At 52.7% G+C, this 25,569-nt stretch carries 24 protein-coding genes and 1 tRNA gene; 16 read left to right on the forward strand and 9 right to left on the reverse strand.

Annotation, left to right across the window (positions count from 1 at the left end):
- Position 1: 1 nt before the first annotated feature.
- On the forward strand, positions 2–1,591 hold the full coding sequence (gene yejF, locus M975_RS12185; protein ID WP_064559741.1) for a microcin C ABC transporter ATP-binding protein YejF: 1,590 nt from the start codon (positions 2–4) through the stop codon (positions 1,589–1,591).
- Positions 1,592–1,607: 16 nt separating this feature from the next.
- Here yejF and M975_RS12190 read toward each other — a convergent pair whose 3' ends face one another.
- From M975_RS12190 to rsuA, 3 genes are all read right to left on the reverse strand, one after another.
- Positions 1,608–1,952 (reverse strand): YejG family protein, encoded by a 345-nt coding sequence (locus M975_RS12190; protein WP_064559743.1) that lies wholly within the window; start codon positions 1,950–1,952, stop codon positions 1,608–1,610.
- Between the two features lie 340 nt (positions 1,953–2,292).
- The gene (locus tag M975_RS12195) at positions 2,293–3,495 is read right to left on the reverse strand and encodes a Bcr/CflA family multidrug efflux MFS transporter (protein WP_064559746.1); all 1,203 of its coding nucleotides are present in this window, start codon (positions 3,493–3,495) and stop codon (positions 2,293–2,295) included.
- Positions 3,496–3,509: 14 nt separating this feature from the next.
- On the reverse strand, positions 3,510–4,217 hold the full coding sequence (rsuA, locus tag M975_RS12200; RefSeq protein ID WP_064512560.1) for a 16S rRNA pseudouridine(516) synthase RsuA: 708 nt from the start codon (positions 4,215–4,217) through the stop codon (positions 3,510–3,512).
- Between the two features lie 252 nt (positions 4,218–4,469).
- On the opposite strand from rsuA, the gene radD reads away from it, so the two are divergent.
- Both radD and rplY read left to right on the forward strand, forming a co-directional pair.
- Entirely contained in the window at positions 4,470–6,230 is a 1,761-nt protein-coding gene (gene radD / locus M975_RS12205; RefSeq protein WP_064559749.1) for a DNA repair helicase RadD, read from the forward strand.
- Between the two features lie 125 nt (positions 6,231–6,355).
- Positions 6,356–6,640 carry a 50S ribosomal protein L25 gene (rplY, locus tag M975_RS12210; protein WP_034497069.1) on the forward strand — a complete coding sequence of 95 codons (285 nt, stop codon included), beginning with the start codon at positions 6,356–6,358 and terminating at the stop codon, positions 6,638–6,640.
- A gap of 143 nt (positions 6,641–6,783) precedes the next feature.
- Here the strand turns inward: rplY and yejK are convergent, their stop codons facing one another.
- Positions 6,784–7,791, reverse strand: coding sequence for a nucleoid-associated protein YejK (yejK, locus tag M975_RS12215; protein ID WP_064559752.1), 1,008 nt, complete (start codon positions 7,789–7,791; stop codon positions 6,784–6,786).
- Between the two features lie 199 nt (positions 7,792–7,990).
- On the opposite strand from yejK, the gene M975_RS12220 reads away from it, so the two are divergent.
- The 3 genes from M975_RS12220 to M975_RS12230 all read left to right on the forward strand — a co-directional run bounded on the left by M975_RS12220 (position 7,991) and on the right by M975_RS12230 (position 10,155).
- The gene (locus M975_RS12220) at positions 7,991–8,209 is read left to right on the forward strand and encodes a YejL family protein (RefSeq protein ID WP_064559754.1); all 219 of its coding nucleotides are present in this window, start codon (positions 7,991–7,993) and stop codon (positions 8,207–8,209) included.
- Positions 8,210–8,237: 28 nt separating this feature from the next.
- A complete protein-coding gene (gene yejM, locus M975_RS12225) occupies positions 8,238–10,001 on the forward strand; it encodes an LPS biosynthesis-modulating metalloenzyme YejM (RefSeq protein ID WP_064559757.1) in 1,764 nt (587 codons plus the stop codon).
- 77 nt (positions 10,002–10,078) lie between these two features.
- Positions 10,079–10,155: transfer RNA gene (locus M975_RS12230), tRNA-Pro, on the forward strand.
- Between the two features lie 63 nt (positions 10,156–10,218).
- On the opposite strand, the gene M975_RS12235 is transcribed toward M975_RS12230, so the two are convergent.
- The 4 genes from M975_RS12235 to M975_RS12250 form a co-directional block, all read right to left on the reverse strand.
- Positions 10,219–11,223 (reverse strand): isopenicillin N synthase family dioxygenase, encoded by a 1,005-nt coding sequence (locus M975_RS12235; protein WP_064559760.1) that lies wholly within the window; start codon positions 11,221–11,223, stop codon positions 10,219–10,221.
- Positions 11,224–11,250: 27 nt separating this feature from the next.
- Complete coding sequence (locus M975_RS12240) at positions 11,251–12,678, reverse strand: amidohydrolase family protein (protein ID WP_064559762.1); 1,428 nt, start codon at positions 12,676–12,678, stop codon at positions 11,251–11,253.
- A gap of 11 nt (positions 12,679–12,689) precedes the next feature.
- Entirely contained in the window at positions 12,690–13,679 is a 990-nt protein-coding gene (locus tag M975_RS12245) for an ABC transporter substrate-binding protein (RefSeq protein ID WP_064559765.1), read from the reverse strand.
- Between the two features lie 252 nt (positions 13,680–13,931).
- Positions 13,932–14,864 carry a LysR family transcriptional regulator gene (locus tag M975_RS12250; protein WP_064559768.1) on the reverse strand — a complete coding sequence of 311 codons (933 nt, stop codon included), beginning with the start codon at positions 14,862–14,864 and terminating at the stop codon, positions 13,932–13,934.
- Between the two features lie 213 nt (positions 14,865–15,077).
- Here M975_RS12250 and M975_RS12255 point away from each other — a divergent pair, with 213 nt between their 5' ends.
- The 9 genes from M975_RS12255 (at position 15,078) to M975_RS12295 (ending at position 24,365) form a co-directional block, all read left to right on the forward strand.
- Positions 15,078–16,052: a PDR/VanB family oxidoreductase gene (locus M975_RS12255; protein ID WP_064559771.1), complete on the forward strand. Its 975-nt coding sequence runs from the start codon at positions 15,078–15,080 to the stop codon at positions 16,050–16,052.
- A gap of 20 nt (positions 16,053–16,072) precedes the next feature.
- Positions 16,073–17,353: an amidohydrolase family protein gene (locus tag M975_RS12260; protein ID WP_064559774.1), complete on the forward strand. Its 1,281-nt coding sequence runs from the start codon at positions 16,073–16,075 to the stop codon at positions 17,351–17,353.
- Entirely contained in the window at positions 17,343–17,813 is a 471-nt protein-coding gene (locus tag M975_RS12265) for a RidA family protein (RefSeq protein WP_064559777.1), read from the forward strand. Before M975_RS12260 ends, M975_RS12265 begins: the two co-directional genes overlap by 11 nt.
- 21 nt (positions 17,814–17,834) lie before the next feature.
- Positions 17,835–18,716 (forward strand): creatininase family protein, encoded by an 882-nt coding sequence (locus M975_RS12270; protein ID WP_064559780.1) that lies wholly within the window; start codon positions 17,835–17,837, stop codon positions 18,714–18,716.
- Positions 18,717–18,729: 13 nt separating this feature from the next.
- Positions 18,730–19,713: an ABC transporter substrate-binding protein gene (locus tag M975_RS12275; RefSeq protein ID WP_064559783.1), complete on the forward strand. Its 984-nt coding sequence runs from the start codon at positions 18,730–18,732 to the stop codon at positions 19,711–19,713.
- Positions 19,710–20,537 carry an ABC transporter ATP-binding protein gene (locus M975_RS12280; protein ID WP_064559786.1) on the forward strand — a complete coding sequence of 276 codons (828 nt, stop codon included), beginning with the start codon at positions 19,710–19,712 and terminating at the stop codon, positions 20,535–20,537. Before M975_RS12275 ends, M975_RS12280 begins: the two co-directional genes overlap by 4 nt.
- 4 nt (positions 20,538–20,541) lie before the next feature.
- Positions 20,542–21,357: an ABC transporter permease gene (locus M975_RS12285; RefSeq protein WP_064559789.1), complete on the forward strand. Its 816-nt coding sequence runs from the start codon at positions 20,542–20,544 to the stop codon at positions 21,355–21,357.
- A gap of 27 nt (positions 21,358–21,384) precedes the next feature.
- Positions 21,385–22,794: an FAD-binding oxidoreductase gene (locus M975_RS12290; protein ID WP_064559792.1), complete on the forward strand. Its 1,410-nt coding sequence runs from the start codon at positions 21,385–21,387 to the stop codon at positions 22,792–22,794.
- 290 nt (positions 22,795–23,084) lie between these two features.
- Positions 23,085–24,365, forward strand: coding sequence for a DUF445 domain-containing protein (locus tag M975_RS12295; protein WP_064559796.1), 1,281 nt, complete (start codon positions 23,085–23,087; stop codon positions 24,363–24,365).
- A gap of 57 nt (positions 24,366–24,422) precedes the next feature.
- Here M975_RS12295 and M975_RS12300 read toward each other — a convergent pair whose 3' ends face one another.
- Complete coding sequence (locus tag M975_RS12300) at positions 24,423–24,572, reverse strand: AcrZ family multidrug efflux pump-associated protein (protein WP_064559799.1); 150 nt, start codon at positions 24,570–24,572, stop codon at positions 24,423–24,425.
- A gap of 128 nt (positions 24,573–24,700) precedes the next feature.
- On the opposite strand from M975_RS12300, the gene modE reads away from it, so the two are divergent.
- The gene (gene modE / locus M975_RS12305) at positions 24,701–25,492 is read left to right on the forward strand and encodes a molybdenum-dependent transcriptional regulator (protein WP_064559801.1); all 792 of its coding nucleotides are present in this window, start codon (positions 24,701–24,703) and stop codon (positions 25,490–25,492) included.
- Positions 25,493–25,569: the final 77 nt, after the last annotated feature.

The following is a 25,569-nucleotide window of genomic DNA, read 5'->3' on the forward strand; positions in this document are numbered from 1 at the left end:
TATGACAACTCCACTGCTTTCCATTAATCATCTGTCTGTGGCTTTTCGCAGCGGCGACACGCTACGGCAAGTGGTCGATGATTTATCGCTTGAAGTGAATGCCGGTGAAACGCTGGCGTTGGTTGGTGAGTCCGGTTCGGGGAAAAGCGTGACGGCATTATCAGTGCTGCGTTTATTGCCAGCGCCCCCGGTTGTCTATCCGTCGGGTGAAATTTACTTTAAAGGCCAGGAGTTGTTACATGCTCCCGAGCGCACACTGCGCACCGTGCGCGGTAATAAAATCGCCATGATTTTTCAGGAGCCGATGGTTTCTCTGAACCCGCTACACAATATCGAAAAGCAGCTCTACGAAGTGTTATCACTGCATCGCGGCATGCGCCGGGAAGCGGCACGAGCTGAAATGCTGACCTGCCTGGATAGAGTCGGGATTCGTAATGCCGCAAGTCGTTTAACTGACTTCCCGCACCAGCTTTCCGGTGGTGAACGCCAGCGCGTGATGATTGCTATGGCGCTGCTCACACGCCCGGAACTGCTGATTGCCGATGAGCCTACAACTGCACTGGATGTCACGGTGCAGGCGCAGATTTTGCAACTGCTCAACGAGCTCAAACAAGAGCTCAATATGGGACTGTTGTTCATCACCCATAATCTGAATATCGTCAAAAAGCTGGCGGATAACGTGGCGGTAATGCGCCACGGAAAATGTGTCGAGCAAAACTCGACGGCTAAATTGTTATCCGCCCCCGAACACCCTTACACGCAACAATTGCTGGCCGCCGAACCAACGGGCAGCCCACGCCCGGTCGATGAAACCACGGCACCGCTTCTGAGCGTAAAAGGGTTACAAGTCTCCTTCCCTATTCGCCGAGGGCTACTTAAAAAAACGGTGGGTTATCACTACGGAATCAAAGGTCTGAGTTTTACCCTGCGGGCAGGTGAAAGCATCGGGTTGGTTGGGGAGTCTGGTTCCGGGAAAAGTACCACTGGTCTTGCGCTACTCCGGCTTATTCATTCCAGCGGTGAGATTTGGTTCGACGGGGTTGGCCTACATGGGCTTACCCGCAAAAAGTTGTTGCCCGTGCGCCATCGTATTCAGGTGGTTTTCCAGGATCCAAACTCGTCGTTAAACCCAAGACTGGACGTTTTGCAGATTATTGAAGAAGGGTTGCGTGTCCATCAGCCCGCATTAAGTGCGGCAGAACGTGAGCAAAAAGTTATCGTGGCCATGCAGGAAGTAGGATTAGATCCGCAAACAATGCACCGATATCCGGCGGAGTTTTCTGGTGGTCAGAGGCAGCGTATTGCTATTGCCAGGGCGCTCATTTTGCAGCCGGAATTGATTATTCTTGATGAGCCCACCTCTTCGCTCGACCGTTCCGTACAAGCGCAAATTCTTGCGTTGCTGAAGTCGTTACAGGAAAAGCATCAGCTGGCCTACATTTTTATCAGCCATGACTTGCGGGTGGTGAAGTCGTTATGCCATCAGGTGGTCGTATTACGACAGGGAGAAGTGGTTGAGCAAGGGGCATGTCAGCAGATTTTTGCCGCGCCTCAGGCGGAATATACACGCCAGTTACTGTCACTCGCCTGATGTATAAACCGGGGAGTCAAAAGGGATTTGTGCTGGAAAACGACTCCGCAATCGCGACGCCAAAGTTTTTCAGGCGGCAGGTGGCTGCAAGTTCGTCCTGACGGTTTACAAACAGGCATGGCTCGCCTTCGCATTCAACAATGGATGAGTCCACTTCAATATCGCGCAACGCCAGGCTCAGCTTTTGCATAGTCGGCCATGCTGCTTCGCTGTTGTCGCTCAGTAATTTCAGCCCAACCAGACAATTTTCAGCGCTCTGCCCATTTTGCGGAATCGGTTCAACTCTGGAACCTGCAAAGCCCGCCAGCCAACGATAGCGCTGTGGTAAGCGATGAACGATGGAAAGTTGTAACGTATTCACTGTGGTGTCCCCAAAAAAATCCAAAATTATTTCACAAACGATTTACATAAAGGTTAACACAATGTTGATGTTTTGTGTGTAAACAACCTGGAAACCGCTTACATCCGTTGTAATTATTTGTCTACCATTTCATATTTAACGTTTTATTTTTGTGGTGCTGCACACGTTTCGGCGCTATATGTAACGCTTTCTGCGATGTAACTCAACCTTTTTAACTACAAGAATGTGACTTTTTGTTGTTGATGCGTTTACATTTAAGAAACAAAGTGTAGGCGTTTGTGAGAGAATTTCGTTGATTTGGATTAAAGAACGGGCACCTGGCGATACCCGTTTTCATACTTTAGGATTTTTTAGTGGTTAAGCGCGGGCGGCTGGCGTAGAGATAGAACACAATGGAGCAAGTCGCACACACGGCAATCGACCAAATCATTGGCCATGCTGAATTAAATGTGGCGATGGATAACAGCGCGCCGGTTAACGCACCGATACCAAAACGGAACGTGCCCGCTAACGAAGATGCTGTTCCTGCCATGTGAGGGAATTCATCGAGAATAACCGCCATTGCATTTGACGACACCATCGACACGCACCCGACAAACACTGCAATCCCCAGCACCATTGACCAAAAGCCTAAATCCAGCCCGGTACTGACCACCAGCCAAATTGCCATCGCAAACTGCACGAATAACCCGAAGCGGAACATCGCCAGTGGGCCAAAGTGACGCACAAAACGGCTGTTAATCAGCGTCATCACAATCAAGAAGACAATGTTAAGCGCGAAGTAGTAGCCAAAGTGTTGCGGTGCAACGTGGTTCAGTTCGATGTACACAAACGGCCCGGCACTCAAAAATGAGAACATTGCCGCGAAGCTAAAACCACTCGCCAGCATGTAACTCAGCACGCGTTTATGGCGGAACAGCGTCGCAAAGTTGCCTATCGTGGTTCGTAAGTGAAACTTCTGACGGCGTTCAACAGGTAGCGTTTCGTGGATCAGGAAGAAAATCATCGCTGATGCAAGCAGTGCTGCCAGTGCCAGGATCCAGAAGATTGCATGCCAGCTAAACCACACCAGCACTGCCCCGCCAACCATCGGCGCAACAAGCGGTGCAATGGTGGTGATCAGCATGACAAACGACATCATGCGCGAGAACTCTTCTTTTGGATAAATATCGCGCATCAAGGCGTTGATCACCACGCTTGCCGCTGCAGCAGAAAGGCCATGCAGAAAACGCATTGCAATCAGGTGATCAATCGTTTGTGAGAGCGCGCAAGCAATTGCCGCCGCAGCAAAGACAAGCGTACCACCCAGCACCACTGGCTTACGGCCAATGCTGTCTGCCATCGGACCATAAAATAGCTGCCCAATAGCAAAGCCAAGAATATAGGTACTTAACGTCATTTGTGCGCTGCCCGCTGGCACGCCAAATTCCGAGGCAATAACCGGCAGGGCCGGTAAATACATATCTATTGATAACGGCATTAACATGGCCAGCAGGCCAAGTATCACCACAATACCAATTGACGAGTTTTGCTTACTGCTCAAGCTTCCTCCTGGAATTAACGTGGTGGCATGCCAACGCTGGCAACTTCTTCTTCGGTTAATGTGCGGTATTCGCCGGGTGCGAGATCTGCATCCATAGCAATTGCGCCAATGCGTTCACGATGCAAGCCAACCACATGGTTGCCTACCGCCGCAAACATACGTTTTACCTGGTGGTAACGGCCTTCGCTGATGGTCAAACGCACTTCAAGCGGAGTAATCACTTCAAGTGTTGCAGGCAGCGTCAGATCTTTTTCATTATGCAATTGAACGCCAGCGGTGAATTGTTCTGCTGTGTCATCGGAGATCGGATTCTCAAGTGTCACCAGATAAGTTTTTTCACAATGGTGACGCGGAGAAGTAATACGGTGTGACCATTGACCATCATCAGTCATCAATACCAGACCGGTGGTGTCGATATCCAGACGCCCAGCAGCATGCAGTTTGTGCGCCATTGGTTCGTCGAGGAAATAGAGCACGGTTGGGTGATCCGGGTCTTCCGTTGAGCAGACGTAACCTTGTGGCTTATTAAGCATAAAGTAACGCGGGCCAACTTGCTGAGTCAGTGAACGACCATCAAACTCCACCTGGTGCTCAGGGTTCAGTTTAAAAGAAGCATCACGCACCACTTCACCGTCAATCGTGACACGGCTTGCGCGGATTTCACGGCCAGAGATAGCACGGCTCACACCGAGCTGCTGAGAGATAAATTTATCGAGTCGCATTAAATATTGCCTGTTTCTAAGAGGTACCAGGACAAAACCGCTGGCCGGGCATCAGCCCGTTTATATGGGTAAAATTCGTTTGCCTGTTAATTAGTTTGCCAGTATAGCGAGATAGAAAAGTCTCTCAAGCTAAAACCCCGTTTCATGCCATAATCCCGCCATCGTTATCATGTACGAAAATTTTTATACCCTTTAGATTTCGAGTTACAGCCAACATCCCCGTGGCTCGAAAGATGAAGGCCAGGAATGCCGATGTCTTTTACCTTACGCCCCTACCAACAAGAAGCAGTAGACGCCACGCTGCACTATTTCCGTAAAAACATTACCCCAGCGGTGATTGTGCTGCCCACGGGCGCGGGAAAAAGCCTGGTGATTGCCGAACTTGCCCGTGTGGCGCGAGGGCGAGTGATAGTACTTGCACACGTTAAAGAGCTGGTCGCGCAAAACCATGCAAAATATTGCGCGCTTGGCCTGGAAGCCGATATTTTCGCCGCCGGTCTACAACGCAAAGAGAGCAACGGCAAAGTCGTTTTCGGTAGCGTCCAGTCCGTAGCCCGCAATCTAGAGCAATTCCACGGCGAGTTTTCGTTGCTGATTGTCGATGAATGCCACCGTATCGGTGATTCTGACGACAGCCAGTATCAGCAAATCCTCGCCCATTTACGCACCTCGAACCCTAAACTGCGTCTGCTTGGCCTGACCGCAACACCCTATCGGCTGGGGAAAGGCTGGATCTACCATTTTCACTATCACGGCATGGTTCGTGGCAATGAAAATGCCCTTTTCCGCGACTGCATTTACGAATTACCGCTGCGTTACATGATTAAGCACGGCTATTTAACGCCACCCGAGCGCCTCGATATGCCCGTGGTGCAGTACGATTTTAGCCGATTGCAGGCACAATCGAACGGTTTATTCAGCGAAGCCGACCTTAACCGTGAACTGAAACAGCAAAAGCGTATCACCCCACATATCGTCAGCCAGATTGTTGAGTTTGCCGCCGACAGGCATGGCGTGATGGTTTTTGCCTCAACCGTTGAGCACGCCAAAGAAGTCACCGCGCTGCTGCCCGCAAACGATGCGGCTCTGATTACCGCAGATACCCCAAGCCCTGCCCGCGATACATTAATCGAAGCGTTTAAAAACCAGCAATTCCGTTTTCTGGTGAACGTGTCGGTACTTACCACGGGTTTTGACGCGCCCCATGTCGATTTAATCGCCATTTTGCGCCCGACAGAATCCGTCAGCTTGTATCAGCAAATTGTGGGCCGAGGCCTGCGCCTGGCTCCCGGCAAGAAAGATTGTTTGATTCTCGATTACGCCGGGAACCCTCATGACCTGTTCACCCCAGAGGTCGGTGCGGCAAAAGGCAAAAGTGACAATGTGCCCGTTCAGGTTTTTTGCCCTTCATGCGGTTTTGCCAACACGTTCTGGGGCAAAACCACCAGCGACGGCAAGTTAATTGAGCACTTTGGCCGCCGCTGCCAGGGCTGGTTTGAAGATGATGACGGAACCCGCGAGCAGTGCGATTACCGCTTCCGCTTTAAAAATTGCCCACAATGCCATGCTGAAAACGATATCGCTGCACGACGCTGCCATCAGTGTGACCACGTTCTGGTCGATCCCGACGATATGCTAAAAGCGGCGCTGAAATTAAAAGATGCGCTGGTGCTGCGTTGCGGTGGAATGACGCTACAACACGGTGGCGATGAAAAAGGTGACTGGCTGAAGATCACCTATTTTGATGAAGATGGGGCTGATGTTAGTGAGCGCTTCCGCCTGCAAACACCTGCCCAACGTATGGCCTTCGAGCAGCTATTTATACGCCCACACAGCAAAGCACCTGGTGTGCCGCTGCGCTGGATCAATGCCGCCGATGTGGTGGCCCAGCAATCAGCGCTTCGCCACCCGGATTTTGTCGTCGCCCGCAAGAACGGCAACTTCTGGAACGTGCGTGAAAAGGTATTTGATTACGAAGGTCGATTCCGCCGGGCAAATGAATTACGTGGCTAAAGGTTCTTTTAATTGCTGATGTCGCGTGAAATGGCTATAATGCGCCCGCTTTTGCATCCGCAAAGCAGATCACTTACCTGTTGCTGGGTCGCCTGTAACAGGAATATTTAAGAGAGAAACAGTTAATGTTTACTATCAATGCAGTAGAACGCAAAGAGCAGGGCAAGGGTGCGAGCCGCCGCCTGCGTGCAGCTAACAAATTCCCGGCAATCATCTATGGTGGTTCCGAAGCTGCGATCTCTATCGAACTGGATCACGACAACGTAATGAACCTGCAAGCTAAACCAGGTTTCTACGAAGAAGTTCTGACTCTGGTTGTAGACGGTAAAGAAGTTAAGGTTAAAGTTCAGGCTGTTCAGCGTCACCCGTTCAAGCCAAAACTGAGCCACATCGACTTCGTTCGCGCTTAATCGCGAATTTAGCTCGAAAAAAACCCGCTTCGGCGGGTTTTTTGCATTCTGCTCAAGGGATTGTCAGATGTCGCTACACTAATCCGACCTACACGCAATTAAATTGTAGGGTGAATTAGCGCAAGCGACATACACCGTGCAGTTTATTTCCCCGAACTACGGCGCTGTAACTGATCGCGCAGATTCGGTGGCGTGCCTTTAATGGTCAGCGTATCGGTCGCCGGGTCCCAGTAAATACGCTCGCCAAGTAACATCGCATCAAAACTGATCGTCAACCCGCCACCGCTACCGGAAAATTTAGTTAACTGGCGCAATGTGCCACGGTCAGCCGGGAAACTTTCTTCAAGTTCATAGCCTTTGTCAGCGGTAAATTCGTGGAAGTTTTTGTCGTCTACGGCCCACGGAAGCTCATCGGCAAGCGAGGAAAGCTCAATCTCTTCTCCCGCCTGGAGTTGCTCGTTGCAGTAAGCATAAACCTGCTGGCGCGCAGCCTGACGCTCGTTTTTATCCAGTTGAGCTTCGTTGGTGAAATCATCCAGCGCTTGCAACAAACCTTTGTTCTGCACTTTCGCGTTCAAGCCTTCGCTTGCGCCCAGGAAATCCATAAAGAAATCGGCAACTTTACGCCCTACTCGCCCTTTCAGGAACGTCAGGTAACGGGTCGATTCCGGGTTGGTTTCCCACTCGGTTAGATCGATACGCGCCACGATATCGGCATGGTTGATATCCAGGTGGTGCGTTGAACTGATATCCAGCTCTTCGTTAACGCGCATGCTGCTTAAATTATTCAGCACGGCGACCAGTAAATATTCCACCGCCAGATAGCGATACTGGCAAAACAGAACAATGCCGCCATCAGCAAACGGATATTTCGCCAGTTCATCACGCAAGCGACCTGTCGCAGCACGGCTGAACGCGAGGAAATCCTCATCGCCTTTACGCTGCGAACGTAACGCTTGCGCTAATTCACTCTCTTCGCTGAACAGACCATATGCTTTATTTTTTGCACTGTAGACACGGTGCAATTCGGCCATCATTTCTTCTACGGCGCCGTTCGTTGCCAACAGAGAATCGCGCAGCACGACTTCAAGTGTCTGCTCGCCGCGCTTGATCAACTGGTGTAAGGCAATCTGGTCGATATCCAGACTCATGATAAACTCTCCTTTTAGACTCGGCGGTATTCAACCATTGCCAGAAGCCTTACGCAATATCCGCTCAATAATTCAAGCGGCAGAAGGCAGCCAACGCATGTGCAGCTTGAAGTATGCAGGGGAAAGATAAAAAAGCAGAAAAATAGGTCCTGCTACGGTAAGATAACGCCCTTTCCTGAATCTAATTGATTGTTAATTTATGCCACAAATATCCCGTTATAGTGACGAACGCGTCGAAGAACTGTTGAGTGAACTGGCGAACGTGCTGGAAAAGCACCAAACGCCTACCGATCTTTCCCTGATGGTTCTGGGAAATATGGTCACCAACCTGATTAATACCAGTGTGGCTTCTGCTCAACGCCGCTCGCTGGCTAGCTCATTCGCGCAGGCGCTGCAAGCCTCCGTGAGCGAAGACTAAGCTCATTAAGGGATTGTAGTTACACGTTATGGTGACTAACCGTCAGCGCTACCGCGAAAAAGTTTCCCAGATGGTCAGTTGGGGACATTGGTTCGCCCTGTTCAATATCCTGCTGGCAACGCTGCTGGGTAGCCGCTATCTGTTTGTCGCTGACTGGCCGGCAACGCTCACGGGTCGTATCTATTCCTGGTTGAGTGTTATCGGCCATTTCAGCTTTGTGGTTTTCGCCACTTACTTGCTGATCCTCTTCCCGCTGACCTTCGTTGTCATGTCGCAACGCCTGATGCGCTTTATTTCGGCGACGCTGGCTACCGCAGGTATGACGCTCCTGCTTATCGACAGTGAAGTCTTTACTCGCTTCCATCTCCATCTTAATCCGATCGTCTGGGAACTGGTGATTAACCCTGACCAGAGTGAAATGGCGCGAGACTGGCAGCTGATGTTTATCAGCGTGCCAGTCATTTTATTGATTGAAATGCTGTTTGCGACCTGGAGTTGGCAGAAATTGCGCAGCCTGGGGCGCCGAAAGCACTACGCAAAACCTGTCGTTGTGCTGTTCTTCGTCGCGTTTTTCAGCAGCCATATTATGTATATCTGGGCCGATGCGAATTTCTATCGCCCGATTACTATGCAGCGCGCCAACCTGCCGCTCTCCTACCCGATGACGGCTCGCCGCTTCCTCGAAAAACATGGCCTGCTGGATGCGAAAGATTATCAACGCCGCCTTGTGGAACAGGGGAATCCTGAAGCCGTATCCGTGCAGTACCCGCTCAGCGACTTACAATTCCGCGATATGGGTACCGGGCATAATGTATTACTGATTACTGTTGATGGCCTGAATGCCGACAGTGCGCAGAAAGATCTGCCAAACCTTAGCCAATTTGCGTCCAGCAATATTAACTTTACCCAGCATATGAGCGCGGGTAACGGCACTGATAACGGTATCTTTGGCCTGTTCTACGGTATTTCACCGGCTTATATGGATGGCGTGTTGTCTGCCCGAATTCCAGCGGCATTAATTACCGCATTAAACCAGCAAGGCTATCAATTAGGGCTATTTGCTTCCGATGGTTTTGACTCGTCAATGTACCGCCAGGCTCTGCTTTCTGACTTCTCTTTGCCATCGGCACAGAGCCAGTCTGACGGGCAAACGGCATCGCAATGGATTAACTGGCTGACACAGTACGCCTCTGATGATAACCGCTGGTTCTCATGGGTTGCCTTTAATGGCACATCTATTACCCAGGACAGCAATCAGCAGGCCTTTAATCGCCGTTATGCCCGTGCAGCAAATAATGTTGATGAGCAAATCAAGCGTGTGCTCGATGCGCTGGATGCTTCCGGGAAACTCCAGAATACGGTTGTGATTATTACCGCAGGCCATGGTGTGCCGCTTGGCAAAGAGCAAGGGTCGTTCGCATGGTCACGCTCACGTATTCAGGTACCGCTGGTCATCCACTGGCCTGGTACTCCTGCGCAAACCATCACCAAGCTTACCGATCATCAGGATGTCATGACGACGCTGATGCAGCGCCTGCTGCATGTTAAAAATCCAGCAAATGAGTATTCGCAGGGTGAAGATCTGTTCGCAGCAACGCGCCGCAATAACTGGGTGGTGGGCGCTGATAACAACAGCCTCGCGATTACCTTGCCAACCATGACTCTGGTGCTTGATAACAACGGCAACTATCGAATGTACGATTTGAAAGGTGAAAGCATCAAAGAAACCAAGCCGCAGCTTGGGTTATTACTGCAAGTGCTGACTGATGAAAAACGTTTCATCGCCAATTGATTGTATATTTATGATGCAGTTAGCAAGAACCCATCTTGCAAACGACCGCCAGATAAGTAGTATTATTTTTTATGCGTCGGCACGTAGCGCAGCCTGGTAGCGCATCGTCATGGGGTGGCGAGGGTCGAGAGTTCAAATCTCTCCGTGCCGACCAAAATCCTTTAGAAAGCAGCCTTTTATGGCTGCTTTTTTAATGTCTGCAATTTGGGTGGAGTGATTAAACTTTCGCAAAGTTCGCCTGAATGCGCTGCTGCAAATAATCTTCGGCACTGATGGCCGGATACTTCGCCTGCGGGCCCAGAATTTCGACGTCTTTATTGGCCTGACAGAAAAACGCCAGGCTGTAGCGCGCCCCCTGATATTCACCGGGCAACGGGCTTCTGACACGATGGAAGTTTGATGGCAACTGGTCGTCGCTCCAGCGCATCAGCATGTCGCCGATGTTGCAGGTGATCACCTCTTCGCGCGGCTCAATGCTGGTCCATCGCTGGCTTTCGAGGTCTTTGCCCGGACAAACCTGCAATCCGCCCTGACCAGGACGCTGGAAAAGCAGCGTCAGGCAGTCGAAATCCGTATGCGCACCGGCGCGCCACATGCCCTGCTCCGACTGTTCGGTGGCATAGTAGTGCAGCATACGCAGCGTGCTCTGGTAGGTTTGCTGATCCGGATTATGTGCCTGCTCGAAAAAGTGTTCCGGGAAGCCCAGTTTCATAGCAAAACAGGAAAGCAATTTCATGCCCAGTTGCCAGCATTGCGATTCAAAACTCAGCATAGTGTCTTTAAACGCCGGCAGTTCCTCTTCGCCCGGCCACAGCGGTGCCATCAGCGGGCGGGTGATCTGATAGGACTCTTTCTGATCCGGCGTTTTGGTTGACGGCCGCACCTGCGATTTATTCTCCCAGCCAGCGTTACGCGCCAGCGGATACTGCGCTTTTACCTCGTCGGGCAGCGAGAAGAAATCTTCCGTCATGCTGAATGCCTGACGGATATCGCTCAGCGCGATACCGTGATGGCTGACCTGAAAGAAGCCGATTTCGACAGCTGCACGCCAGAGTTCGTCGGCAATCTCACTTTTACGATTTTCGAAATCTGACAGGTCTATGCAACGGACTTCACGGGCAAACGTCTCTTCGCCCATCGCGCCCATTCCCGCTTCTTTTTCCAGTTCCTGTAATGCATAACCTGCTGTTTGAGCAGACTGTGTTTGAGGTGATTGCGTCATTATTCTTATCCTTCTTAATCAATTGGGTTAGCGCGCAGCGCGCTGTTGCATGGTACGGACGGCAGACATCGCGTCATGGCGCATTGCGTCCAGATCCAGGCCGGGGATGACATCGTTCTCAACGATAACGCGGCCGTTGATCATCAGCGCCTTCAACGCAGCACGACCACCACACGCCACCGGGCCGATAGCCATGTCATGCAGGCCGAAATAGCGCGGATCGTCAAGCCGGTAAATCGCAATATCAGCGAGCATGCCCACCTGCACGGTACCGCTCTGTTGCAGGCCGAGGATCTGCGCGCCGCCCGCGCTGCCCCAGCGCACCACGTCTTCGATAGATGCCGCGTCACCGCCGCCTTCGAAAGAGCCCCCGTCATAGCGCGGCTTCGCCAGCATGCCTTTTCTGGCGCGCTGTAAAAGCCACGCGGCATGTGCCTCACTCTGCATATCAGCGGCCTCATTCGATGCCGCGCCGTCAACGCCCAGCGAAACCGGAACGCCCGCCTTTTCCAGCGCCAGCAGGTCGGCAATGCCGCTGCCCAGACGTCCGTTACTTTGCGGACAATGCGCAATGCCGGTTCGCGTCTGCCCCAGTATCGCAATCTCCTGTGGCAGCAGCTTGACCAGATGCGCAAACCACACGTCGTCGCCCAGCCAGTCGTGTTCGGCGCAAAACTGTACCGGCGTCATGTCGAATTTAGCGCGCGCCGCATCGAGATAATCCACCGTTTCCGACAGATGACTGTGCAGCCGGATACCTAAACTGCGCGCCAGTTTCGCCATTTCGCGCAGTTGTGCGCCAGGTGCTGAATGCAACAGCGTCGTCGGTGCCATTACCACGCGGCGCAGCGACGTCGGTTTCGGATCGTGATAGCGCCGCACCAGCCGTTCCATATCCGCCATATAGTGGTCGAAGTTCTCCGGACGCAGTGCCTGCGGCAAATCTTTCTCAATCACCCGCCCCTGCGTCGCACCGCCGCGGCACAAGACAATGCGCATTCCCAGCGCCTCCCCTTCACTGAACAGAATGTCTGAGGCATCGAACGGCATATCCGGCCAGTAGAGATAGTTGTGGTCGGCCACGGTGGCGCAGCCGGAACGTAGCAACTCGATCAGTCCGATGCGCACCGCGAGGCGAAAGGTGGATTCGTCAAACGTGGCGCGAAAGCGATACGGCGTGGCACTTAACCACGCCGTCAGACTTTTGTTCAGCCCCTGCGGTTCGCCTTTGAGCAATGATTGAAACAGATGATGGTGCGTATTAACCCAGGCCGGATAGACCACGCAGTCGCGGGCATCAATCAGCCGCTCGTCGGGCAATGCCGTCAGGGAGCCCATCGCTTCGATCACGCCGTTACGGACGCGAATATCCGGCCCGGCATGACGCGCCGCATCCCCCGGCAGGCCGGTCATGATCGCGTGCGCATTTTTAATCAATAAAGAGTCAGATGACATCACAGCGCTCCTCAAGGTTTAACCTGCATGTGCTCAGTAAATTCAGTGGTATAAGCCTGCTTCCAGTCGGTATCCGCATTCAGCAGTTTGGCGTTCACCATGAAATCACGGGTTTTCTGCCAGCGTGCTTCAGTCATGGTGCCCCAGCCCTGCGTCGTTGCATCGCCGCCATCAATCAGGTGATGTTCATTGATTTGCTGAACGCCCCAGGCCAGCAGATCATCAGTCATCTTCGGGTTATCCTTTTTAATCAGCGCGTTACCCGGTGCCGGATTTTGCAGATAACTCACCCAGCCTTCCATGGATGCCCGCACAAACTTCGCCATAGCCTCTTTACGAGTATTGATAAGGTCAGGACGGGTGATCAGGATCCCGCCGTAAGGCGGATACCCGTGCTCCGAGAAGAGGAAGAAATTGGATTTCACACCTGCCTTTTGCGCCTGAAAAACTTCCGAGCTGACATACGCCTGCTGGGCCACATTATCATCGGCGACAAAAGGCTGGATGTTGAAGGTATACGGGCGAACCTGAGAATCACTGAGCTGATAACGCGCCTTGAGCCATGGCCACCAGGTCGATTGGCCGGAGCTGGAGACCAGAATGGTTTTGTCTTTCAAGCCGTCGAGGGACGTAACGGAGGCATGCGTCAGCAGCCCCTGTGGATCGAACTGGAAGGGAGCGGCAATGGCTTTAGCCTGGAAACCGCGCTGCACCGACTCGAGCAGCTGCAGGTCATAACCGATGATCACGTCGGCGCGTTTTGATAACAGCAACTGCATGCCGTTGATCTGTGGGCCGCCGGACTGAATGCTGACATCCAGCCCGTAACGTTTGTAAATACCTGTGGCCAGCGCCTGATAATAACCACCCTGCTCTGCCTGGGCGTACCAGGACGTGAGTAACGCGATTTTCTCTTCGGCATGCGCTGAGACAGAAAATGATCCAAGAATCAGCGTGCTCAGCACGCAGCAAGACAGGGGAATGCGGGATATTGACTTCATTGCTCCTCTCCTAATCATCGCTGGAAGGAGGACGAGCAAGCGCTGCTCAGCCCCCCTTACCGGCTCAAAATGAACCAACAAATGGTTGCTGAGCAATGTCCCGCGCAGTTGCCTGCACTGACCGCTTATACTCACGTTTAGCTATACAAAAAGGATGCCAACTTCGCTGATCCGATTCCTATGGGCTTTGCAGGGGAATCAAGCTGCTATGTTCTGCAACTTTTGATTCACTATAGAGCATGAAGCACTATCTTAGTGCATATCAGGGTTGGTCATGCCCCTGGTTTGAATCTGACTGAATAACATCTCCAGCTGTTTGAGCATCATCGAGGCGGCGAGAGAAAGCTGCCTTGTAGGGGCAACGCACAGGGAAAGCGTGAAAGTCTTTAACTGCGGATCGGTCAGCGGAATAAACTGCAGCTCGCCGCTTTCCACCTCATCCATGATATCGAGCCAGCACAGAATACCGATGCCCATTTTCTCTTTAATCAGCGAGCGGATCATATGGATGTTATTTGATACCGCGACTTCGTGGATCATGTCGCCGTTGATATTCATCAGCGCCTGAAACGGCTCGGCCAGCATCAGCGGTGCGGCGGGCAGGATAAATGGATATTCCATGCACTGATTAAAACGCACGCCGTTTCTGCCGCTAAGCGGATGCCCTTCCGGCACCACAACACCCAGTTCAATTTCAGCAAAGGCGCGTACCTGTAATTCTCTGGAACTTTGCGGATTGAGCATCAGTCCGAAGTCGGCATCGCCCGACATCAGCGCCTGTTGAATATCCACGTTATTCATGGTCGTCAGCGTGAATGAGATGTTCGGATAATCGAGATGCACTTTTTTGAGCATAGAGGAAAAAAATTGCCGGTTGATGGCGTCGATGGTGGCAATCCGCACGTGCCCGCGCCGCAACCCGCGCAGATCATCGAGCTGTTCGCAGACACGCGAGAAATCCTTTTTCCAATTATTGGCGGCATGCAGCAACAGCTCACCGGCCGCCGTCAGGCGCAACCCGGTGGGATGCCGCTCAAACAACGGCATCGCCAATTCTTTTTCGACCCGCAGTATCTGCCGGTCAATCGACGAAGCTGCGACATGCAGGGTTTCGGAGGCCTTACGGAACGATCCCTGGCGGGCAACCTCGGTGAAGTACAGCAGAAATCGGGAGAATGCGAACATAGGGAGTGCTCTCTTTTATGCAACGGGATGTGCGAATCAAAGCGCTGGACGCAACAGTTTTATAACAATAACGTAGCTTTCATTGCAACGGGAACAATCGTTTCACAGCATATCGGGCCGGCTCTGCAAGGGAATGTGCGTTAAGACAGCGGGTTATGCGGCGAATGAGAGGATCCCCTTTTTATAAATGACTCATCTAAATAAATACGGTAAATAATGATGAAAGATGCCGGATTAATTCCAGTCACGATAAAATCGATAAATCCCAATGGTACTGGAAATATTTCAGTGCAGCTTGTCGCACAGCAAGGGGGGGTATTACCGGCTTATTTACCCGGCGCACACATTGACGTTTTTATTCCGGAACTCGGCCCGCGGCAATATTCTCTTTGCGGTGAAAACGACAACGGAGAATATTACGAAATCTGCGTGAAACTCGCGGAAAACTCAACCGGCGGTTCACATTTTATTCATCATCATTTCCGCCCCAGCAACAGCCTGACCATTTCGGCGCCGCGCAATCATTTTCCTTTGCCCGACGCAGGTAAATATCTTTTATTTGCCGGCGGTATTGGCATCACGCCGCTGCTGGCAATGGCGGAACACATTGCAAAGCAACAGATTGAGTTTGAACTGCATTACTCGGTTTCAGACAGTGAGCACATCGCGTTTCTGCCGCGCTTAACTACGCCTGTCTTAGCGAAAAATGTCTTTATACATGACAGCAGCGCAAACGATTCCCTGCGCCATAACACGCCGCTGAGTTTATGTCAGCCGGATGAAAATACGCGGGTACTGGCCTGTGGTCCGAACGGATTTATTCAGCGTCTTGAACACATTATGCGCAGCCATCACTGGCAGGAAAATCAATTATCTTTCGAGCGCTTCAGTAATGCGAATATTGATAAGAATGCAGATAATCAGGCATTTCATATCCAGCTTAACTCCACCGGACAACGTTATTTAGTTGGTCCGAAACAGAGCATTGCCGAAGTCTTATTAAGCGCCAAAGTCGATATTATGCTGTCGTGTGAACAAGGTATTTGCGGTTCCTGCATTACCGACGTGATCGACGGAATTCCCGATCACCGCGACTGCGTGCTGACAGAAGAAGAGAAAGCGGAGAACACGCAAATAACGCTGTGCTGTTCGCGCTCCAAAAGTCCCGTTCTGGTGCTCGACCTGTAATGTCAACGCGGAGCGACATAATGAACCTACCCGATCCCACCACACCGCTAAACGGCATTGCCAACGCTCGTCTGCCCGCGTGGCTGCTTCCCGCCGGATGGCCTTTGCAGGCAGGCGAACCGGTTACGGCAGATCTGCATTTTGACGCAGGCAAAATTACATCCGTGACGCCTTATCAGCCAGAACAAAATAATTTCTGGAACACACACGGCGCGTTGGCTCTGCCGGGGCTGATTGAACCCCACGCGCATCTCGATAAAACCTTCACCATTGCCCGCAGCCGCCCGTCCAAACCCGGGCTGCTGGCGGCTATTGAAACTCTGCATCAGGATCGTCAGCACTGGACAGCGGATGATTTGCGTCAGCGTGCCCGCAAGGGATTGACGTGGGCGGCCGCTAACGGCGTAACCCGGTTGCGTACCCACATTGACTGGTTCGACGTGGTTCCGCCGCTGGCCTGGTCTGAGCTGGCTGACATGGAACAACCGGGGATTACGCTTGAGCGGGTGGCGCTGGTACCGCTGAGCTTTTTCGCCGATACCGACGCGGCTGACCGCATCGCCCGCGCGGTCGCACACAGCGGAAAACACTGCCTGCTGGGCGGATTTATCCACTCCTCAAACTGGGATCCGGCGGCGATGACCCACCTAATGCAAAGCGCTTCACGCTGGCAGTTGAGTCTGGATCTGCACATCGACGAAGAACTTTCTCCGTTGGCACACGGCCTGAGCTGGCTTGCGCACTATTTATCCCACAATAAATTCAACGGTCATATCTTTTGCAGCCACGGCTGTGCCCTGTCCTCCAGCAGTGAACAACAGGCGCAGGACGTGCTGCGTTTGCTGTCGGCGCAGCGCGTCACGCTGATTGCACTGCCGATGACCAACCTGCTGTTGCAGGACGCCGTCACCGGTCGTACGCCCCGCCAGCGCGGCATCACTCTGCTCAAAGAAGCACAGGCGGCAGGCATTCCGCTGCTGCTCGGCTGCGATAACGTGCAGGATGCCTTTTGTCCGGCAGGCAGTTATGACCCGCTGGATACGCTGAGCTGCGCCCTGTTTGCGCTTCAGCTTGATAACGTTTTTGACCGGCAGTCGCGGCTTATCTGCGATGTCGCCGCACTGACCGGTGATGCTCACAGCGGCATGCCGCTCGCGCCCGGTGCAGATGCCAGTCTGGTTCTCTTCCCGGGCAGCGACAGCATGACCTGGCCTTTACAAAGCGCGGCCCGTGTGGTTATCCACCATGGCAGGCTGACCCATAAACGCACCTGGAATCAGGAGTTATCCCATGAGTCTTGAAGCGGGAGCGGGTAAACCGCTTGCCAAATATGCCGCGTGGCGGCGTGCCGGTGATTTCGTTTTTCTCTCCGGCATTATTCCCGTTAACCCGCAGACTGCGACGATCGTGCGTGGTTTTCAGGATATTCCCGCCGACGCGCGCCTGCTGCTGGGCGAAACCGGCGAGTTCTCAACCGACGCCAAACAGGGGCCGATCCTCGCCCAGAGCTGGTATGTGCTCGAAAGCATTCGCCACACGATTGAAGACGCTGGCGGGCAAATGAGCGATGTGATCAAGCTGGTGCAGTATTTTCGCAATCTCGATCATTTTCCGTATTACAGCCAAGTCAGAAAACTTTTTTATCCCGGACAACCGCCGGTTTCCACCGTGGTGCAGGTCAGCGAAATGCTGCCAGATGCCGGGGTGCTGATTGAAGTCGAAGCCACCGCCTGGTTACCGCAATCCCGCTCAACCCAATAATGTCAGACCACGAGGCACAGCATGATTAACGGTTATATTCCTGCAAATCGTTTTCTCCCTTTTCTGAGCTGGACAGCCATTGCTGCCCTGCCTGATAAAGCCAATACGGTGATCGTCCTGCCGACCGGTGCGATTGAGCAACACGGGCCGCATCTGCCGTGTTCGGTGGACAGCGTGATATCCTCCGGTGTGGCGGGTCACGCGCTGGCGCGGCTGCCGGAAGATATTCCGGCCTACGCCATTCCTCCGATCACCTACGGCAAATCTGACGAACATTTGAATTTCCCCGGCACGCTGACCTTAACCGGCGACACGCTGCTTCAAACCATTTTAGAAATTGCCGAATCGCTTTACCGCGCTGGTTTCCGCAAGCTGCTGATGATTAATGGTCACGGTGGACAGCCGCAGGTACTGCAAATGGCATCGCGAGAAATGCGCCTGCGTCATGGCGATATGATCATGATCCCTCACGATGTATTTCGTGTGCCCAATGTGGAAAACCAGTTCCTGAGTCCGCTGGAGCAAAAAATGGCGATGCACGCCGGTCACAGCGAAACCGCGGTGATGCTGGCGCTGGCGCCGGAATGTGTCCACATCGAACACGCGGTCGCCAACTATCCGCCGGAATTCCCGTGTCCGACGCTGTCATCAGGCCGCCCTGCCGCCGCCTGGGCTTCCTATGATTTTGGCCCGAGTGGCGTGATCGGCGACCCGACCGGCGCGACCGCTGAACAGGGCCACGCGATCCTTGATTCGCTTGCGGCGAGCTGGGCGCAGGCGATCATCGAAATCCATCACATGCAATGGAAAGCCCGCAGTGAGCCCACCTGGGGAAAACACCACTGGAACGGCTTTGTGCAAACCAGCTTCACTCCTCCTTCGTCTTCTCTGGCCTCTGAATAAAGGAATTCTCACGATGAAAACACAGCGTCCCTTCACTTACAGCCTGCTGACCGTGCTGCTGGCCGGGGTTTCCACCTCCAGCAGGGCGGAAGAGAAATTTACCTTTCTGACCAACTGGTACGCGCAGGCGGAGCATGGTGGTTTTTACGAGGCGCAGGCCAAAGGGTTGTACAAAACCGCCGGTATGGATGTCAGCATCAAGATGGGTGGCCCGCAGGTCAACGTGATGCAACTGATGGCCGCCGGACAGGCTGACTGTACGCTCGGCGACAACGGACAGGCGCTGGAAACCTGGCAGGCGGGCGTGCACGCGGTGACCGTGGCGACAGTGTTCCAGCATTCGCCGACGGTATTTATCAGCCATGACAAAGTGGAGAAAGGTCAGGAGCTGAAAGACAAAACCTTCCTGCTGGCGACCGAGGCTTATACCTCTTTCTGGCCGTGGGCGAAGAGTGAACTGGGGCTGGGGAGCGCCAAAATCCGCCCTTACACCTTCAGCGTGCAGCCATTCCTGGCGGACAATAATCTGGTGCAACAGGGTTATGTCACCTCCGAGCCTTTCTCGATCGAAAAAGGCGGCAAACCATTCTACGTCTACATGCTCAGCGACTGGGGTTATCCGCCGTACGGTAACTCAATTATCTGTATGGCTGACACCGTTAAAAAACGCCCGGCGGCAGTGGCTGCTTTCGTGAAGGCCTCAATGCAGGGCTGGAAGGAGTACTTGCAGGATCCGACCGCGGGCAACCAGCTTATCACTCAGGCCAACCCACGTATGGGTGCTGACCAGATCGCTTTCGGTATCGCACAGATGAAGAAGTATGAGCTGGTGACTGGCGGCGACGCGCAAATCAACGGTATCGGTATCATCACTGAAACGCGTCTGAAAAAGACCTGGGACATGCTGGTGAAAAACAAGCTGATCGATGCGGACAAAGTACCGTTTGAGCAGACTTATACCCTCGACATGATCAAAGACGCGAAGGTAATGCCATGAATTCATCCCTCAAACTGACCGTGATGAGCGATGTCCGCTCAGCCAATCCCCCGCCCGTGCCCGCCATCGAAGTGTTGTCGGCAGAGAAAATTTACAGCAACGGCACGCGCGCTCTGCTGCCGGTCAATCTGACCATTAATCAGGGAGAATTCGTGACCCTGCTTGGTCCGTCGGGCTGTGGCAAAAGCACGTTGCTAAAAATGGTCGCTGGGCTGACAGAATCCAGCGATGGAAAACTGTTGCTATGGCGGCGCGACAGCCGTGAAAAAGCGCAGGTTCCGCTGTCTTTTGTATTCCAGGAAGCCACGCTGATGCCGTGGAGCGATGTGCAAAATAACGTGCGTTTGCCGCTGGATCTTGCGGGCGTGCCGCGTGCCGAAGCCAATACCCGCGTCAGTGAAGCACTGGAACTGGTCGGGCTGAGCAAATTTGCCAAAGTCCTGCCACGTGAACTGTCGGGCGGCATGCAGATGCGCGTTTCGATTGCCCGCGGTCTGGTGACCCGTCCGAAACTGTTGCTGATGGATGAACCCTTTGGCGCACTCGATGAAATAACCCGCAACAAGCTCGACAGCGATCTGCTACGTCTGTGGCGGGAACAGGGCCTGACGGTGGTGTTCGTCACCCACTCGATCCACGAAGCGGTATTTCTCTCACAACGGGTGATCATGATGGCCGCCCGTCCGGGACGTGTCGTGGAGGATATCGCCATTACCGAGCCTTTCCCGCGCAACGAAGATTTCCGTGTCACTCCGGCGTTCTCACGTTATGCGAAACAGTTGCAGGACAGCCTGCTGCAAGCCAGTCAATCGGGTATGGAGTAACGTTATGCAAACTCAAAAATCTTCTCCGTGGATCAATAACCAAACCTTCCGCAAAGTGCTGTATCCGGCAATCGTGGCCGTGGTGGTGATTTTGCTATGGCAAGGCTGGGTGAGCTATTTCAAAATCCCTCAGTTTCTCGTGCCGTCACCGGGTGTGATGTTACAAAGCCTGTGGACCAACTTCGGCTCGCTGATGATGTCGCTACTGTTTACGCTGAAAATCACTCTGATTTCGTTTTTACTGTCGATTGTTATCGGCGCGGCGGTGGCTTTCGTGCTGGTGCAAAACCGCTTTGTTGAAACCGCGCTGTTCCCTTACATCGTGTTTCTACAAGTGACGCCGATTGTCGCCATCGCGCCGCTGATTATCATCTGGGTCAAAGACACCACGCTGTCGCTGGTGGTGTGTGCGACGCTGATGGCGGTGTTCCCGATCATTTCCAATACCACACAGGGGCTGCGCAGTGTGTCGCCCGGCCTGCTGAGTTACTTCAAGCTAAACCGAGCCAGCCGCCTGCAGATACTCATTCGCTTACGTATTCCTTCTGCCCTGCCGTATTTTTTTGGCGCACTGCGTATTTCCAGCGGCCTGTCGCTGATTGGGGCTGTGGTCGCTGAGTTTGTTGCCGGTACGGGTGGCACTAACACCGGCCTGGCTTACCAGATACTGCAGGCAGGTTACCAGTTGGATATCCCGCTGATGTTTGCCGCCCTGCTGTTAATTTCACTCACCGGTATTGCGCTGTTCGGCGTGATGTCGTGGATTTCGCGGCGCGCCCTGAGCACCTGGCATGAAAGCGAAGCCGTACAATCTCATTAACCCCATTGATTTTCAGGCGGGAAAAATATGGACAGTGAACAACGTAAACATGCGCTTGCTCTGATACAGCAGGCGCTCCCTGAGCTTGACTGGACTTTGCATGCACCGAAAGTCAAACGTCTTTCGCGCGATTTTCACTGGTTCAGTCCGGTGCTGAAACGGCTGCTGGAAGACAAACAGGCCGATGCAGTGGTCCGGCCGCGCAGCGAGGAAGAACTGAGATTACTGGTGAAGACCTGTGTTCAGCATCAGTTACCGCTGATCCTTCGCGGTGGGGCGACCGGCAACTATGGCCAGTTGGTGCCGCTGGAAGGCGGAATTCTGGTGGATATGACCGGATTCAATCAGATCTGCGAACTGGTTAGCGGCGTGGTGCGTGCACAGGCGGGGATCCGCCTGGCCGAGATCGAAATGCTGACCCGTCCGTCAGGCTGGGAGCTGCGCTGCATGCCATCAACTTACCGGCTTGCCAGCCTGGGCGGCCTTTACGGCGGCGGCTTTGGCGGCATCGGATCGATCAATTACGGTCCGCTCGGCGCGCCAGGCAATGTGCTCAGCGTCAAAGTCATGACCATGGAAGCCGAACCGCGCATTCTGCATATTCCAGCCCCACAGGCGTTGCTGTTGCATCATGCCTACGGTAGCAATGGCATTGTGCTCGAAGTCGAACTGGCGCTGGCTCCGGTTCATCAGTGGATTGAACGACTGGACGTGTTCGACGATTTTACCGATGCACTGGATTATGCCGACGCCTTTGCACGTTCGCCAGGCCTGGTCAAACGCCAGCTAGCACTTTTCGCCGCACCGATCCCGTCATATTTCAGCCATCTGAACGGGAATTATCAGGCCAGTCAGCATGCGGTAATCAGCGTGATTGCGCAGGAAAGCGAAGGCTTTTGTTCCCATCTGCTGGAAAAATATCGCGGACACAGCGCGGTACGTCAGTCCGCTGAAGAAGCATGCGAGGCCAATGCGTCACTGATGGAATATTGCTGGAATCACACTACGCTTCACGCGCTGAAAATTGACAGCACCTTGACGTATTTACAGACGGCGTTTAATTATACGAATTATCGTCAGCAGATTATCGATATGGCCGATTTATTTGGCGACGAGGTTATTTCGCATATTGAATTCCTGCGGGACAATGACGGAAATATAACCACCAGCGGTTTACAGTTAGTCCGTTATTCCACCGAAGAAAGATTGAACGAAATAATGGATACCTTTCGTAATAATGATGTAAAAATAAATAACCCTCACGTCTATCAGATTGAAGATGGCAAACAGGGGGAGATTAAACCTGAGGTAGTGTCTGTCAAAAAGTGTCTTGATCCCAAAGGTTTACTCAACCCAGGCAAACTCAGGGGCTGGGATGTCCGCGACACACTGGTATTAGATAACGATCCCCTTTTATTGACTGACCGGTATCAATAACCATTAGCCACCCCGCGAGTAAACAAGCGTGGTGGCAACCTTTTCCTGTGCCCCGATAAAAGATTATCGATAGTTTTGCTGCCGGAGAAATATATTACATTTTGACAAGGTGGTATTAATAAAAATATTGACCAGATTTGTCTACGGGCTCAGGGGCACTCCTCCAGGGAAAACACAAATTAAAAGACGCGAAAAATTTAGCTGGCCGGAAGTAGCACACGCCAACACAGGATTCATCTCAACGTAAATTTGCCCTACCGCTTCAGTCCTCGTCGTTCTATGCTTAGCTGATGGAGAAAATGACTGAACTGAAACGAGCCAAGCGCCTTGCGCTTTCCTTGCTGCTGATTGCAGCTGTCACTTTTGTGATCACCCTCTTTTTGCCACCCAACTTCTGGGTTAGCGGCATAAAAGCAATTGCCGAAGCCGCTATGGTCGGTGCGCTCGCTGACTGGTTTGCCGTTACCGCGTTGTTTCATCGCGTACCCATTCCTTTTATTTCCCGCCATACGGCGATTATTCCGCGTAACAAAGACCGCATTGGTGAAAACCTTGGCATCTTTGTGCAGGAGAAGTTTCTTGATACTCAATCACTCATAGCGCTGATTCGCCGCCACGAACCGGCACATATGATTGGCCAGTGGTTCAGCAAGCCCGATAACGCCCAGCGCGTTGGCCAGCATCTGTTGCAAGTGATGAGCGCATTTTTGGATCTGACAGACGATACGCGTATTCAGCGGTTGATCCGCCAGGCGGTACACAAAGCGATTGATAAAGTCGATTTAACGCATTCAAGCGCCCTATTGCTGGAAAGCCTGACCAAAAATAACCGCCACCAGGAATTGCTCGATTCCGTGATTGCTCAAATGCTCACGCTGATTAAGCGTGACAGTACGCGGGCGTTTATTGCCCACCAGATTGTGCGCTGGCTGGAAACGGAGCACCCACGTAAAGCCAGCATTCTGCCGACAGAATGGCTAGGGGAACATAGCGCCCAGCTGGTTTCCAATGCGGTCAATTCGTTCCTTGATGATGTCAGCCATGACCAGGGCCACCAGATCCGACAGGCGTTTGATCGCGCTACATTAAAGCTCATCGAGGATCTTAAGCACTCCCCGCAAATGGCAGAAAAAGCAGACAGCATTAAAAGCTATTTGAAGGAAGATGAGGCGTTCAACCGCTATTTGGGTGAACTGTGGGGGGATTTACGGCAATGGCTGAAAGTGGATGTCAATTCTGAAGATTCGCGCCTGAAACAACGTATTGCAGAAGCCGGGCAGTGGCTCGGGGAAACGCTGGTTGCCGATAGCGCGCTGCGCACCTCTCTGAATGAGCATCTGGAGCAAGCAGTGCAGAAAATGGCGCCGGAATTTGCCACGTTTTTAACCCGCCATATCAGTGACACGGTAAAAAGCTGGGATGCGCAGGATATGTCGCGGCAAATCGAGCTGAATATCGGCAAGGATTTGCAGTTTATTCGTATTAACGGCACGTTGGTGGGTGGCTCCATCGGGCTGGTGCTTTACCTGTTGTCGCAGATACCTGCGGCGCTGCCGTTGCTGAATTTATGAAGGGAAGATAAAAAAGCAAACGCCCGCATTAGCGGGCGTTCGGGAAATCTTAGGGAATCAATGGTTTTGTTTCGGTTGGTCGTTGTGACCGACTTTTGAGAAGACGTTAAAGACTTCACCCAATCCATAGATAAGACCGAGAATCACTGCCATAACGATTGGCACCATGATCACGGCAAACACCAAGCTTTTTAATAACTCTAACATGGATGCCTCCAACAAAAGTGAGAGTTGTTATTCTAACGACCTGACAGAAAAACGCACTCTCCTTTTGTGCCATTTGCCCATCCCGTCGCAATAGAGGAAAATGGCGTTTTCATTATTGCGGAGCGGTTATGCAGGCTGAAATTTTACTCACGCTGAAACTCCAACAGCGGCTGTTCGCCGATCCACGTCGTATCGCGCTACTTAAACAAATACAACATACCGGATCAATTAGCCAGGGCGCGAAACTTGCAGGCATCAGCTATAAAAGCGCCTGGGATGCCATCAATGAGATGAATCAGTTAAGTGATGAGACATTAGTTGAACGGGCAACTGGCGGCAAAGGCGGCGGCGGCGCAGTGCTTACACGCTATGGCGAACGCCTGATTCAGCTGTATGAATTGCTGGCACAAATCCAACAAAAAGCCTTTGATGTTCTGCGTGATGACGCGTTGCCACTCGATAGCCTGCTCGCTGCCATTTCACGTTTTTCATTGCAAACCAGCGCCCGTAATCAGCTTTTCGGTACGGTATTACATCGGGATGGCGAACAAGTCCAACAGCACGTTGATATTCTACTGGCTGACGGCTCAACGCGTTTGCAGGCGGCGATTACACGCCAGAGCGCCGAGCGCCTGGGTTTAAGCGCAGGCAAAGAAGTCCTGGTGCTGATTAAAGCACCGTGGGTAGAAATCACCACCGATGCAAAACGAGCCAGTGGCGCAGACAACCAACTCACCGGCACTATCAGTAATATTCAGCAAGGCGCCGAGCAAAGCGAAGTGCTGGTGCAATTGCCTGACGGGCAAACACTGTGTGCGACCGTTCCGAATAACGTGGTAGAAATCCAGAAACTGGTAGAAGGTGCTGAAGTCATAGCATTTTTTAATGCCGATCGCGTGATTGTCGCCACTCTGTGCTAAAACGGCCAGGCGAATTGACAACAACACAGGCAATCCGTAAATCTGAGTTTAATGACGGCAAAAGATGGTGATGATTC

This window comes from Buttiauxella brennerae ATCC 51605, assembly GCF_001654925.1.
Taxonomy (GTDB): domain Bacteria; phylum Pseudomonadota; class Gammaproteobacteria; order Enterobacterales; family Enterobacteriaceae; genus Buttiauxella; species Buttiauxella brennerae.